This is a genomic window from Bradyrhizobium mercantei (assembly GCF_001982635.1).
GTDB lineage: Bacteria > Pseudomonadota > Alphaproteobacteria > Rhizobiales > Xanthobacteraceae > Bradyrhizobium > Bradyrhizobium mercantei.
In genome coordinates this window covers 182,426-196,064 of the sequence record NZ_MKFI01000007.1, presented here as the reverse complement: position 1 = coordinate 196,064, position 13,639 = coordinate 182,426, and the positions used below count along the sequence as shown (strand labels likewise).

11 protein-coding genes and 1 pseudogene are annotated in these 13,639 nt (G+C 65.4%); 7 read left to right on the top strand and 5 right to left on the bottom strand.

The features are described from left to right. Positions 1-45 precede the first annotated feature (45 nt). The gene (locus BI327_RS30710) at positions 46-252 is read left to right on the top strand and encodes a hypothetical protein (protein WP_035651034.1); all 207 of its coding nucleotides are present in this window, start codon (positions 46-48) and stop codon (positions 250-252) included. 228 nt (positions 253-480) lie between these two features. Here the strand turns inward: BI327_RS30710 and BI327_RS30705 are convergent, their stop codons facing one another. Continuing rightward, positions 481-1,041: a DUF2478 domain-containing protein gene (locus tag BI327_RS30705; protein ID WP_076865013.1), complete on the bottom strand. Its 561-nt coding sequence runs from the start codon at positions 1,039-1,041 to the stop codon at positions 481-483. 93 nt (positions 1,042-1,134) lie between these two features. Beyond that, the gene (locus BI327_RS30700; protein WP_076865012.1) at positions 1,135-2,544 is read right to left on the bottom strand and encodes an aldehyde dehydrogenase family protein; all 1,410 of its coding nucleotides are present in this window, start codon (positions 2,542-2,544) and stop codon (positions 1,135-1,137) included. A gap of 338 nt (positions 2,545-2,882) precedes the next feature. Between BI327_RS30700 and BI327_RS30695 the strand changes: the two genes are divergently transcribed. Next, a complete protein-coding gene (locus BI327_RS30695) occupies positions 2,883-3,263 on the top strand; it encodes a hypothetical protein (protein WP_076865011.1) in 381 nt (126 codons plus the stop codon). Positions 3,264-3,377: 114 nt separating this feature from the next. Here the strand turns inward: BI327_RS30695 and BI327_RS30690 are convergent, their stop codons facing one another. Further along, positions 3,378-4,229, bottom strand: coding sequence for an SDR family NAD(P)-dependent oxidoreductase (locus BI327_RS30690; protein ID WP_076865010.1), 852 nt, complete (start codon positions 4,227-4,229; stop codon positions 3,378-3,380). A gap of 198 nt (positions 4,230-4,427) precedes the next feature. On the opposite strand from BI327_RS30690, the gene BI327_RS30685 reads away from it, so the two are divergent. After that, complete coding sequence (locus BI327_RS30685) at positions 4,428-5,924, top strand: aldehyde dehydrogenase family protein (protein WP_076865009.1); 1,497 nt, start codon at positions 4,428-4,430, stop codon at positions 5,922-5,924. Between the two features lie 281 nt (positions 5,925-6,205). Here BI327_RS30685 and BI327_RS30680 read toward each other — a convergent pair whose 3' ends face one another. Continuing rightward, positions 6,206-6,589 (bottom strand): winged helix-turn-helix domain-containing protein, encoded by a 384-nt coding sequence (locus BI327_RS30680; RefSeq protein ID WP_076865008.1) that lies wholly within the window; start codon positions 6,587-6,589, stop codon positions 6,206-6,208. Between the two features lie 160 nt (positions 6,590-6,749). Here BI327_RS30680 and BI327_RS30675 point away from each other — a divergent pair, with 160 nt between their 5' ends. The 3 genes from BI327_RS30675 (at position 6,750) to BI327_RS30665 (ending at position 10,308) form a co-directional block, all read left to right on the top strand. Next, positions 6,750-7,877: an alkene reductase gene (locus BI327_RS30675; protein ID WP_076865007.1), complete on the top strand. Its 1,128-nt coding sequence runs from the start codon at positions 6,750-6,752 to the stop codon at positions 7,875-7,877. Positions 7,878-7,998: 121 nt separating this feature from the next. After that, entirely contained in the window at positions 7,999-8,514 is a 516-nt protein-coding gene (locus BI327_RS30670; protein WP_076865006.1) for a GFA family protein, read from the top strand. A 129-nt stretch (positions 8,515-8,643) separates the two neighbouring features. Then, entirely contained in the window at positions 8,644-10,308 is a 1,665-nt protein-coding gene (locus tag BI327_RS30665) for a thiamine pyrophosphate-binding protein (RefSeq protein WP_076865478.1), read from the top strand. Between the two features lie 240 nt (positions 10,309-10,548). On the opposite strand, the gene BI327_RS30660 is transcribed toward BI327_RS30665, so the two are convergent. Further along, positions 10,549-11,934, bottom strand: a complete 1,386-nt coding sequence (locus tag BI327_RS30660; protein ID WP_076865005.1) for an LLM class flavin-dependent oxidoreductase — start codon at positions 11,932-11,934, stop codon at positions 10,549-10,551. A gap of 231 nt (positions 11,935-12,165) precedes the next feature. On the opposite strand from BI327_RS30660, the pseudogene BI327_RS30655 reads away from it, so the two are divergent. Beyond that, positions 12,166-13,551 (top strand): annotated as a pseudogene (locus tag BI327_RS30655) (M20 family metallopeptidase). Positions 13,552-13,639: the final 88 nt, after the last annotated feature.

The following is a 13,639-nucleotide window of genomic DNA, read 5'->3' as shown; positions in this document are numbered from 1 at the left end:
CCGCCGTGCTAAGAGGCGGCCCGCAAACCAATGACCGGTGGGATGATGTCGAAGCAATCGTTGCGCGAGGAGGCCGAACGGCTGATCCGCGAGACCATGGAAAAACGGAACCTGGTCATCAAGCAGGGCACCACCCGGATCGAGGCCGTCTGCGGCAAATGCGGCGCGCCGAACCGGGTGCAGGCGGAAAAGGGCCAGACCCGTGTCAAGTTCACCTGCAAGAACTGCGACCACAAGCAGGAAACGCTCTGAGCGATTGGGCGCAACTGCATTGGGTGGGTTAGCCAACCCATCCTGCGATCTTAACCCGTCATCCTGAGGTGGCCGCTTCTTCAGCGGCCCTCGAAGGATCGACGGCCACGAGCTGGGCCGTGCATCCTTCGAGGCTCGCTTCGCTCGCACCTCAGGATGACGGCGATAGCGCGGAGTGCGTAGGGTGGGTGGAGCGAAGCGATACCCATCCTACGAATTGCATAGCGTCTACTTGAAGACCTCGCAAACCGTGGTGTGATCCGGCGCCGTCCGGGCCGCGGTCCGCAGCGAGACGTTGCGCCACCAGGCGTCGAGCGCGTGGCGGTCGCAGGCGAGCTTCACGCTCATGCCGCCGGCGAACTTGATCCAGTCCGCAAAGCTTGAGCGCGACACCGCGATCACGACCGGAATATCGGCATCGAGCGCGCGCTCGATCACGAAGCCGAGGCCCTTGCCGTCGCGCTCGCGCTTGCCGAAGCGGTTGACGATGACGAGATCGGCGCCCTCGGTGAGCGCGTCGGCGACGCGGACGCCGGCGGCCTGCAGCCGCGACAGATCGAGCTTGCAGCCGGTAGCACCTTCGCGCGGCGGCTGCGCCAGCAGCAGCGTCTCGCCGCTATGGACCAGCACCGCGGACAGGCTGGAATCCGCGCATTGGCCTGTCTGCACCATGCCGACGACGCGCGCGCCGTGCGCCTTCAGGTCAGCGGCGAAGGCGCGCAGCACCGCATCGGGATCGTCATTGTCGTCATAGACCAGGGCGGCGAGGTCGCATTGGGCGTCGAACATGATGGGCTCTGTTCGTTGTGGAGGAGAGCGGCGGCCGCGGTGCCAAGGAGCGCCAAGGGGGCTCCAAAGCGTCGCGGCCGCATGTTCGAAAGATCAGGCGGCCGGCGGGCCGTTGATGATCTGCAACTGGGTGAATTCAGCGAGGCCTTCCTCGGCGAATTCGGTGCCGATGCCGGACTGCTTGGCGCCGCCGAACGGGATGTTCGGCGCCATGTCGAGGTGCTTGTTGATCCACACCGTGCCGGCCTCGATCTGGGTCGCGATCTCGTGCGCCCGCTTGATGTCGGATGACCACACCGACGCGCCGAGGCCGTAGGTGGTGGCGTTGGCGCGGCGGATCACGTCATCCTTGTCGGAATATTTGATCACAGGCAGCACCGGGCCGAACTGCTCCTCGTCGACCAGCTTGGAGCCTTCCTTGATGTCGCGCACGATGGTCGGCTCGATGAAGTAGCCGGGACGGTCCATCGCGGCGCCGCCGGCGATCACGTTGCCGTTCTTGCGGGCGTCGTCGAGGAACGCCTTCACCTTCTCGTACTGCATCTTGTTCTGCAGCGGGCCGAGCTTGGTGCCCTGCTTGGAGCCGTCGTCGACCACGGTGTTCTTCGCGATCGCGACCAGCTCGTTGCAGATCTCGTCATAGACCGACTCGTGCACATAGAGCCGCTTGATGGCGAGGCAGACCTGGCCGGAATTCTGGAACGCGCCCTCGAAGATGCCGGGCGCGACCTTCTTCGGATCGACGTCGTCGAGCACGATGCCGGCGTCGTTGCCGCCGAGCTCGAGCGTGATCCGCTTCAAGGTCTGCGATGCGCTCGCCATCACCTTCTGGCCGGTCGCGGTCGAGCCGGTGAAGGAGATCTTGCGGATGTCGGGATGCTTGGTCATGTGATCGCCGAGGTCGTTGGCATCGGCGATGAAGTTCAGCACGCCCTTCGGCAGGATGTCCTTGACCAGCTCGGCAAAGCGCAGCGAGGCCAGCGGCGTGGTCGGCGCGGGCTTCACCACCAGGGTGTTGCCGGCGAGCAGCGCCGACGGCAGTTTGAATGCCAGGATCAGCAGCGGATAGTTCCAGGGAATGATCGCGCCGACCACGCCGAGCGGGCGGCGATAGGCCTCGACCTTGCGGTCGCCGGAATTCTCGATCACGCGCATCGGCAGATCGAGCGAGCCGAGATAGCGGAAGAAGCCGGCCATGCCCATCACCTCGCCGGTGGCATCCGCGAGCGGCTTGCCCTGTTCGCTGGTCAGGATGCGGGCGAGCTCGTTGGTGTTGGCCTCGATCACCTCGGCCATCTTGATCACGAGCTTGCGGCGCTCGTCCATCGGCGTCGCGGCCCAGGCCGGGTAGGCGGCCTTCGCGGCGGCGACCGCCTTGTCGAGCTGGTCCTTGGAGGCGCGCGGGCATTGCGCCACGACCTCTTCGGTCGCCGGATTGAGCACCGGCATCGTGCTGTCGCCGGGTACCATCTTGCCGTCGATGAGAAGACTGTAATCGCTCATAGGCTTTGCTCTCCCTGGTCAAACGGGCCCTTCGCGGGCCTCGCTATATTCTGACGTATATCACGGCAGGAACAAGGGCGCCACGGCCAACCAGCGTGGGCTTCGCACTGCCGAAATGAACGGGTTCTCGGAAAGATCGCGGCGAAAAATCGGCCCAGGCTTCACGCTCATTTATTCGCGGCGGGCAGCCTGGCGTCAACCGGAACAGCGCAGGCTTCAATCTATTCTAACGCCGCGCGCAGCCGCTCCGGATCGGCGGCTGCTATACTTTGGGGGCTGGACGCTGGTCGTCTCCGCGATATATTGGATGGAATATAACGATAATCCGGAGTGCCGGCATGCAGATCGAAACCCAGGAGCTCACCACCTGCGAGGTCGCGCCCGACGGCTGCGCCATCTCGCTGGGGTTCGTGGACGGCAAGGGCGAGCCTGCAACCATCCGCCTGTCGATCAACCAGGTCGGTGCGCTGGTCATGACGCTGCCCGGGCTGATCAGCAAGGCGTTGCAGACCCGTTTCGGCGACCAGACGCTGCGCTACGCCTATCCGCTGGATTCCTGGACCATCGAGCAATCGACCGATCCGGCCCAGGGCATGGTGACGCTGAAGACATCGGACGGCTTCAGCGTGTGCTTCTCGATCCCGCGCGCGCAGCAGAGCGAGCTCGGCGAAGCGCTGGTGGCGCAGCCCGCGACGCCGGTCCGCGTGCGGGCGAATTAGGCCACGCCGACGATGCTTCTTCGTCATTGCGAGCGAAGCGAAGCAATCCATCCCTCCGCGTATCCGGTGCCATGGATTGCTTCGTCGCTTCGCTCCTCGCAATGACGGTAGCTCTCACTTCCCCTTCACGAACGCTGCAAACGCGTCGCCGTAATCCTTGTGCCAGCGCGACAGCGGTGGACGGTTCTCGACGATATCGCCGGCGGCCCACAGGATACGCCGTTCGTCGAGCGCGCGCGGCACGTCGTTGTCGGGGCAGAGGATGTAGAAGTCTCCGGCGTCGAGCCGCTCGATCATGAAGTCGACGGTCTGCTCCGCCGTCCAGGCGCCGGCCGGCTTCTCGGTGCGGCCGCGCGCCGTCAGCCCGGTGAAGACGAAGCCCGGGATCAACAGATGCGCCGTGAGCTTGCAGCCGTCGGTGTTGCGCAATTCGTGTTGCAGCGCTTCGGTGAACGCCTTCACGCCGGCCTTGGAGACGTTGTAGGCGGGATCGCCCGGCGGCGTGGTGATGCCCTGCTTGGAGCCGGTGTTGATGATCAGCCCCGGCTTTCCGCGTTTGATCATGTTCGGAGCAAATGCCTGCGTGCCGTTGATCACGCCCCACAGATTGACGCCAAGGATGCGCTGCCAATTGTCTGATGGACCGAACATCGCGCTGCCGGGCTGGATGCCGGCATTGTTCATCAGGATATCGGTGCCGCCGAATTTTCTGGCGACCGCGGCCTCGAGGCTTGCGACCTCGTCCGCGCGGCTGACATCGACCGCAGCGGTCATGATATTGGCCGCGCCACCCGGCGCCGCGGATGACAGTTTCGTTGCAGCGCCCTTCAGCCTGTCATCGCCGAGGTCGGCGATGCAGACCTTCATCCCGGCCGCGGCAAACCGCGTCGCCGCGGCAAGTCCGATACCGGACGCGCCTCCGGTGATCACGGCAACATGATTGGCTGATATCGCGGGATGGGGCATCTGTTGTCTCCGGACACATATGTGGCTGACATCGGCAAGCTAGCATATCGCGCGCACGATGCAGGCGCATGGGAGGTTTTCATGTGCGCCGCCCTCGACAACGCCGGCTCGGCTTTACGGTTTCGCGCCTGCGCTGTAGAATCGTCGATATAACGCTTCCAAAAGACCTCAGCCCAAAATTTGACAGGGAGTGCAAACATGGCTGTTTCGCAGGCTGTTCCGATCACGCGCCATCCTTATGCCGATGGCTCCTACAAGAAGATGCTGATCGACGGCAAATGGATCGACGCCGCCTCCGGCAAGAAATTCGAAACTCACAACCCCGCCACCGGTGAATTGCTCGCGACGGTCGCCGAGGGCGACGCCGAGGACATCAACCGCGCCGTTGCCGCGGCGCGCCGCGCCTTTGAAGGCCCCTGGAGCAAGGTCAAGCCGTTCGAGCGGCAGAACATGCTGCTCAAGCTCGCCGAGCTGGTCGAAGCCAATTTCGAGGAATTGTCCCAGCTCGACACGCTCGACATGGGCGCGCCGATCAGCCGCACCCGCGGCAACCGGCTGCGCGCGCTCGGCATGCTGCGCTACTATGCGGGCCAGGCCACCGCGATCCACGGCGAGACCATCGAGAACTCGCTGCCCGGCGAGATCTTCTCCTACACCCTGAAGGAGCCGATCGGCGTGGTCGGCGCCATCATCCCCTGGAACGGGCCGCTGACCGCCTCGATCTGGAAGATCGGCCCCGCGATCGCGACCGGCTGCACGGTGGTGCTGAAGCCGGCCGAGGAATCGCCGCTGACCTCGCTGCGCATCGGCGAGCTCTGCATGGAGGCCGGCATTCCGCCCGGCGTCGTCAACGTCGTGCCGGGCTATGGCGAGACCGCGGGCGCCGCGCTCGCCTCGCATCCCGATGTCGACAAGGTCGCCTTCACCGGCTCGCACATCACGGGCCAGTCGATCATCCGGGCGTCGGCCGGCAACCTCAAGCGGGTCTCGCTCGAGCTCGGCGGCAAGTCGCCGGACATCGTGTTTGCCGACGCCGATCTCGACGCGGCGGTGCCGGGGGCTGCGATGGCGGTGTTCGCCAATTCGGGGCAGATCTGCAGCGCCGGCACGCGGCTGTTCGTCGAGCAGAAGGTCTATGACGAATTCGTCGGCCGCGTCGCCGAGTTCGGCAAGAAGCTGCAGGTCGGCAACGGCCTCGATCCCAACACCCAGATCGGGCCGCTGGTGTCGCAGCAGCAGATGGACCGCGTGTCCGGCTATCTCGACATCGGCCAGAAGGAAGGCGCCAAGGCGCTTGCCGGCGGCGGCCGCCTCACCGAGGGCGCGCTGTCGAAGGGCTATTTCGTGCAGCCGACGGTGTTTGCCAATGTGCAGGACAACATGCGCATCGCGCAGGAGGAGATCTTCGGCCCGGTGATCTCGGCGATCTCGTTCAAGGATCCGGAAGAACTGATCAAGCGCGCCAATGCCACCACCTTCGGCCTCGGCTCGGGCGTCTGGACCACCAATGTCAGCAAGGCGCACCAGGTCGCGAAGGCGCTGCGCGCCGGCTCGGTCTGGGTCAATTGCTACCAGGCGATGGATCCGGCGGTGCCGTTCGGCGGCTACAAGATGAGCGGCTACGGCCGCGAGTCCGGCAAGCAGCACGTTGAGGAATATCTCAACGTCAAGGCGGTCTGGATCAAGACGGGCTAGCGCCCGACACGCTGCCTTTCTTCACCTCTCCCCGCCGGCGGGGAGAGGTCGCCGCGCCCTTGCGCGGCGGGTGAGGGGGTACAGGTCTCAACGCACAGCCTGCTCGCGGAGCGAGCCCGTCCCCAACATCTGCATCATTTCGGAATACTAGAAATATATCCCTGATTTGCCCGACGTGTCAAGTTGCGTTGTCGAACGCCGGTCGCCGCCGGCTCCTTTGCATGGGGTTGTTTTCGATATTTTCGCAACGCGCCCCTGCGACAGCCGCAGGTCCCTTGCGTCTACCGCCCTGCGGCCTTCCTGGGCTTGCCGATGTCGCTGCGCAGGGCCTCGAGATCCTTGCGCACGGCGGATGCGGCATCGCGCTCGATCTTGCGGTAGCGCGCCACCAACGAGAGCCCGAACGGGGTCAGCACCGCGCCGCCGCCGTTCTTGCCGCCGGTCTGCCGTTCCACCGCCGCCTGGCGGCAGATCCGGTTGATCTCGTCGACCAGGTCCCAGGCGCGCTTGTAGCTCATGTCCATGGCACGGCCGGCGGCCGAGATCGAGCCGCATTCCCTGATCTGCTCGAGGAGCAGAATCTTGCCCGGCCCGATCCGGTCCTCGGCATCGAGGTCGATGCGGACGCTCAGGGAGGGGAGCGATGAGGCGCTCGATTTCGACATGGGAGACCTGTTCTCGTGGCAACAGATTGCCACTACCTGCTTTTATGAACAAGATGAACCCGTTAGATAACGGGCATGATCCGGAAAAGTGGACGCCGGTTTTCCGAACGATCATGCCCAAGATATAACGGGAAATCACAAAAGATTAATTGGGGTAGGCATGACTTCTCCGTCGCTGTTTTCGCCGCTCAAGGTCGGTCCCTATGAGCTCAAGCACCGCGTCGTGATGGCGCCGTTGACCCGGCTGCGGGCGGCAAGGCCGAGCCTCGCGCCGCGTCCGCTCAACGCGGAATATTACGCGCAGCGCGCCACGCCCGGCGGCTTGATCATCGCGGAAGCCTCGCCCGTGGTCGCGACCGGCTTTGGCAACGGCGGGGTCCCCGGCATCTACAGCGAGGCCCAGATCGCGGGCTGGCGCGAGGTGGTCAATGCCGTGCACGCCAAGGGCGGCTTGATCTTCCTGCAGCTCTGGCACGTCGGCCGCGTCTCGCATTCCTCGTTCCAGCCAAATGGCGCGCTGCCGGTGGCGCCGTCGGCGGTCGCAATCCCCGCCGAGTTCAAGTGCATGACGGCGGACGGCAAGGTGGTCGACTACGAGACGCCGCGGGCGCTCGAGACCGACGAGGTCGCGCGGATGGTCGAAGCCTATCGGCAGGGCGCGAAGAACGCGCTTGCCGCCGGCTTCGACGGCGTCGAGATCCACGGCGCCAATGGCTATCTGATCGAGCAGTTCCTGCAATCGCGCAGCAATCTGCGGACCGACCGGTATGGCGGATCGATCGAGAACCGCGTCCGCTTCCTGCTGGAAGTGACGCAGGCGGTGACCGAGGTGTGGGGCGCCGACCGCGTCGGCGCGCGGCTTTCGCCCTACGGCATCGCCAATGGCAGCGGCGAGGCCGACCCGATGCCGCTCTACAGCCACGCCATCAAACAGCTGGACAAGTTCGGGCTCGCCTACCTGCATTTCATCGAGCCGCGTGCCTCCGGCACCGGCCGCGCCGACGTCGACTGGCAGAACGTGCCGTCGGCGATGGTGCTGTATCGCCCGATGTGGAGCGGGGTGCTGATCACAGCCGGCAATTTCGTCGGTGACAGCGCCGCGCGCGCGCTCGCCGAAGGTCATGCCGACGCGATCGCGTTCGGCCGCTACTTCATCTCCAACCCGGACCTGCCGCGCCGCCTGCAGCGCGGCTATCCCCTGACCAAGTACAACCGCGCCACCTTCTATGCCGGCGAGGAGAAGGGCTACACGGACTATCCCGTGCACGATGAGCTGGAGCAGGCCTGACTTCGTCGCTTCGTCGTCTTCGTAGCCCGGATGAGCGAAGCGACATCCGGGCCGAACATGAGGCCGTTCCCGGATATCGCTTCGCTCATCCGGGCTACAATGCCTTGATGGGAGACCCCTCATGTTTCCGGACGACGAGTTCGAGCCGACCAAGAAGTCAAAACCCGTCGCGCTGGCAAAGCCCGCGGCGGGCCAATGCCTGTGCGGCAAGGTGCGGTTCGAGATCGACGTGCCGGCGCGCTGGGCCTGGCATGATCACACCACAGCCAGCCGCCGTGCCCATGGCGCTGTCTATGCGACCTATGTCGGCAGCTGGCGCAAGCGCTTCCGCATCACCCAGGGCGAAAGCGAGCTGTCGCGCTACGAGGACGCAAAGACCAAGACCGCGCGCAGCTTCTGCGCCAATTGCGGCACGCCCATCATCTACGAACGCGCGCGCTCGCCGCACATGGTCAATATTCCACGCGCGCTGTTTTCAGGGCGCACCGGCCGGCAGCCGCTCTATCACATCGCGATCGAGGAGCTGCAGGAATGGGCCTACACCGGCGAGCCGCTGGTGCCGCTGAAGGGCTATCCCGGCGTGGTCTGGCAACGCTCGAAAAAGAAGAAGCGCAGCGATCGAGAGGGGATGTTTTGAGGAACGCGTGACGTCAGGCGCGCGCCTGCGGAATGCGGCCATGACCGGCCGCTCGATTGCCCCTCGCGCGCAATTTTGATGATCTCCCTCGATCCCGCCGGCCAACGCGCCGGCAGGCCTGGAGGGAACATGAAGAATCGCATTACCGGCCGCTCGGCATTTCTGGCACTGCTGAAGGATGAGGGCGTCACGCATCTGTTCGGCAATCCCGGCACCACCGAACTGCCGATCATGCACGCGCTGAAGGACCATCCCGATCTCACCTATGTGATGGCGATGCAGGAGAGCCTCGTCGTCGCGATGGCCGATGGCTTTAGCCGCGCCTCCGGCAAGCTTGTCGCCTGCAACGTCCATGTCGCGCCCGGTCTCGGCAATGCGATGGGCTCGCTCTACAACGCGAGCTTCACCGGCACGCCGATGATCCTGACTGCGGGGCAGCAGGAACAGGGCCACGGTCTGACCGAGCCGGTGCTGTTCGGCCCGCTGGTACAGATGGCGACGCCGCTCGTGAAATGGGCGGTCGAGGTGACGCGGCTCGAAGACCTGCCGCGCATCGTGCGCCGCGCCGCCAAGATCGCGACCACGCCGCCGACCGGGCCGGTGTTCATCTCGCTTCCCGGCGATATCCTCAATGCCGAGGCCGGCATCGAACTCGGCCGCTCCACCCGGATCGACACGCGGGTCCGGCCGTCGGAGGATTCGCTGAAAGCGCTGGCCGCGCGCATCCTCAAAGCGGAGCGTCCGGTGATCGTCGTCGGCGACGAAATCGTCAAGAGCGATGCGCTGCGCGAGGCGGCCGATCTCGCCGAGGCGCTGGGCTGCCCGGCCTGGCAATCGCCGACGCCCTATGGTTCGCATTTCCTGTCGGAAAGTCCGAGCTTCATGGGCGCGATCGCGCGGCTGCAGAAGGTCGCCCGCGATGTGCTGGCGCCGCATGACCTGTTGATCGCGCTTGGCGGCGATCCGCTGCGCATGTCCGTCTACAGCGAGGTCGATCCGCTGCCGGAGGGGCTCTCGATCGTGCAGGTCGGTCTGGTCGACAGCGATCTCGCCAAGAATTATGGCGCCGAGATCGCGGTCAAGGCTGACGTCAAGGAGACGCTGCGCGCGCTGGTGCCGGCCTTGAAGGAGGCGGGCGGCGGCGCGCTGGAGGCGCGGGCGAAGCAGGGCCTCGCGGCGCTGTCGACCAAGAACTGGGCGGCGAAGCGCAAGGCGCTGGTCGAGCAGATCTCCAAGGCCAGCCACACCGCGCCGATCGATCCGGACTGGCTCGCGCTGCAGGTGGTGGAGGCGATGCCCGACAACGCGATCCTGGTCGACGAGGGCCTGACCTCGTCGCGGCAGATCATCGGCTTGCGGCCGCATCGCGATCGCTACGGCTATCACGCGCTGGCCTCCGGCGGCATCGGCTGGGGCCTGCCGGCCGCGGTCGGCGTCAGCCTCGCCAATCCCGAGCGCCCGGTGGTGTGCTATTCCGGCGACGGCTCGTCGATGTATTCGATCCAGTCGCTGTGGACCGCCGCCAACCACAAGCTGCCGCTGAATTTCGTGATCGTGAACAATGGCGGCTACCGCATCATCAAGCAGCGCCTGCTCGCCTTCCATGGCGACGACAACTATGTCGGCATGGACTTCATCGATCCGCCGGTCGATTTCACCGCGCTTGCGCGCTCGCTCGGGCTCGAGGCGATCAGGATCACCGACCCGCAGGAGCTGAAGGGCGCGATGAAGTCGGCGTTCAGCCGTCCGGGCGCGAAGCTGATCGAGGTGGTGGTGAGCAATTCGGTAAATTGAGTCTCACTGCGCGCTCAAACTATCCCCGTCATCCTGAGGTGCGAGCGGAGCGAGCCTCGAAGGATGCACGGCCCGGCTGGTGGCCGTCGACCCTTCGAGACGCGCTTCGCGCTCCTCAGGGTGACGGGACTCCAATCGCAGGGTGGGTTAGCGAAGCGTAACCCACCGCCGGTGTCTCATTGGCACTGGCGCTTGTTGCACGAAGATGGTGGGTTGCGCTTGCTAACCCACCCTATGCAGCTACTGCGCGGCGCTCTTTTTCTTCACGCGATACCGGCTCGCCGGGTGGCTCGCGTCCAGCCTCGCGCGCCCAGCGCCGAACAGTTTCTCGCGCAGCGTGCCCTTGGCGTATTCCCGCTTGTAGCGGCCGCGCTTGACGAGCTCGGGCACGAGCATGTCGGAGATATCCTCGAAATCACCGGGCGAGATCGCGAACGCGACATTGAGGCCGTCGACGTCGGTGTCCTCGAACCATTGCTCGATCTTGTCGGCGACCTGCCCCGGCGTGCCGACCACCACGGGGCCGGCGCCGCCGATGCCGACATGCTCGGCAACCTCGCGCACGGTCCAGACCCGATCGGGATCGGCGCGGGTGACGTTGTCCATCGCGGAGCGGCCGGCATCGTTCTGCACATGCCGCACCTCCTGGTCGAGCGAGTAAGTCGAGAAGTCGACACCGGTCCAGCCCGACATCAGCGCCAGCGCGCCCTCATGGCTGATATGGCTGCGATACTCGGCGTATTTCGCTTTCGCTTCCGCCTCGGTCGGCGCGACCACGATGCACATCATCGAGAACATCAGGATCTCGGCTGCGTTGCGGCCTTTTGCGGCGGCAAGCTCGCGGATCGCGGATACCCGGGGGCCGATCACCTTCGCCGACGGGCCCGACATGAACACGCATTCGGCATGCTCGGCCGCGAACTGGCGGCCGCGCGGCGAGGTGCCGGCCTGGTAGAGCACCGGCGTGCGCTGCGGCGACGGCTCCGACAGGTGGATCGCGTTGAGCCGGTAGTTGTTACCCTCGTGCTGCACGCGATGCACCTTGTTTGGATCGGTGAAGATGCCGCGCGCGACGTCGCGAATCGCGGCGTCGTCTTCCCAGCTGCCTTCCCAGAGCTTGTAGACCAGCTCCATATATTCGTCGGCCAGCTCGTAGCGGTCGTCATGCGCGGTCTGCTTGTCCTTGCCGGCGCCGCGCGCCGCACTGTCGAGATAGCCGGTCACCACGTTCCAGCCGACCCGGCCGTTGGTCAGATGGTCGAGCGTCGACATCCGCCGCGCGAACGGGTAGGGCGGCTCGAACGAGAGATTGCTGGTGACACCGAAGCCGAGATTTTCGGTCACCGCGGCCATGGCCGGGATCAGCATCAGCGGTTCGTTGGCAGGGGTCTGCGCCGCGTTGCGCAGCGCCGCATCCGGATTGCCCGCATAGACGTCGTAGACGCCGAGCACGTCGGCGAGGAACAGCCCGTCGAACCGGCCGCGCTCCAGCGTCTTCGCCAGATCGGTCCAATAGGACAGCTTGTTGTAATCCTTGGTGCGGTCGCGCGGATGGGTCCATAGCCCCGGCGACTGATGCGCCACGCAGTTCATGGCAAAGGCGTTGAGCCGGATTTGTTTTGTCATTGTCGAAAACCTTGGTCGAAATCTTGCGCGCCGTGCCGCCCGGTCCGATGCCGGGCTCGCGCATCAACTTGTTGCGACTTCCCCCGTTTTGGCAAGGCCCCTTCGCGATTCACACTCTTCCGGCGGCGAGCCGATCCCGATAGGTTGCGCCTCTCCAGAAGCATGATCCGGATGTGCGACGCAGCGATCCGACGGGTTCATGCCAAGACGCGACCGGACGAAGGAACAATCATGGCGACACGGGCCGACGCAATCGCAAACGTGCGGGAGCATTTTCAATCGGGACAGTTTCTCAGGGAGCTCGACCGCAGGGTCGGCTACCAGACCGAGAGCCTGAACGCCGACAAGGCCGATGCGTTGCGCGCCTATCTGGTCGAGAATTTGCAGCCGGCTTTTGCTGAGCTCGATTTCAAGACCCGGCTGATCGAATCGCCGACCGGCCGCGGGCCTTATCTGATCGCCGACTACCAGGAAGATGCGGCGCGGCCGACCGTGCTGACCTATGGCCACGGCGACGTCGTCGACGGCATGGTCGGCGAATGGCGCGACGGGCTCAATCCGTGGCAGACCACGGTCAAGGGCGACCGCGTCTACGGCCGCGGCACTGCCGACAACAAGGGCCAGCATTCGATCAACATGGCCGCGTTGCGTGCGGTGAAGCAGGCGCGCGGCGGCAAGCTCGGCTTCAACGCCAAATTCATCATCGAGACCGGCGAGGAGATCGGCTCGCCCGATCTGCGCGAGGTCTGCGAGGCGCATCGCGAGGAGCTGAAGGCCGACCTGTTCATTGCCTCCGATGGGCCGCGGCTGTCGGCGGAACGGCCGACCATCTTCCTCGGCTGCCGCGGCGGCAACCGCATCCATCTCGACGTCAATCTGCGCGAGGGCGGCAACCACTCCGGCAATTGGGGCGGCGTGCTCGCCAACCCCGCGACGATCCTGGCGAATGCGATCGCGAGCCTGGTCGACGGCAAGGGTCGCATGAAGCTCGAGATTCTCAAGCCGCCGCCGATCTCGAACCGGGTCCGTGCCGCGCTCGCCGACGTCGAGATCAAGCCGACGGCGGACGAACCTCAGCTGGCGGAGGATTGGGGCGAGGTGGGCCTGACCGCGGCCGAGCGGCTCTATGCCTGGAACACGCTGGAAGTGCTGGCGATGTCGTCAGGCAATATCGACAAGCCCGCCAATGCGATTCCGGGCAAGGCGAACGCGGTGCTGTAACTTCGCTTCGTGGTCGGCACGAAGTATCTCGAAGTGATCGATGGGGTGCGCGACTATCTGCACAAGAACGGCTTTCCGATGGTCGAGGTCTCGGGCGCGCAGCGCTTCGGCGCCTCGCGCACCGACATGGACAGCCCGTGGATCGACTGGGCGGCGAACTCGATCCGCACCACGACAGGCAAGGCGCCGGCGGTGCTGCCGAACTTCGGCGGCTCGCTGCCGAACGACGTGTTCTCCGAAGGCCTCGGCCTGCCGACGATCTGGGTGCCGCACTCCTATCCGGGCTGCTCGCAGCACGCCCCCGACGAGCACATCCTGCTGCCGGTGACCGAGGAGGCGCTGACCATCATGGCCGGCCTGTTCTGGGATCTCGGCGAGGCGCCGCGGAAGGGGTGACGTTCGAGCGGCGTTTTCCCCGTCATCCTGAGGTGCGAGCTCTTGCGAGCCTCGAGGGATGCACGGCCCGGCTGGTGGCCGTCGATCC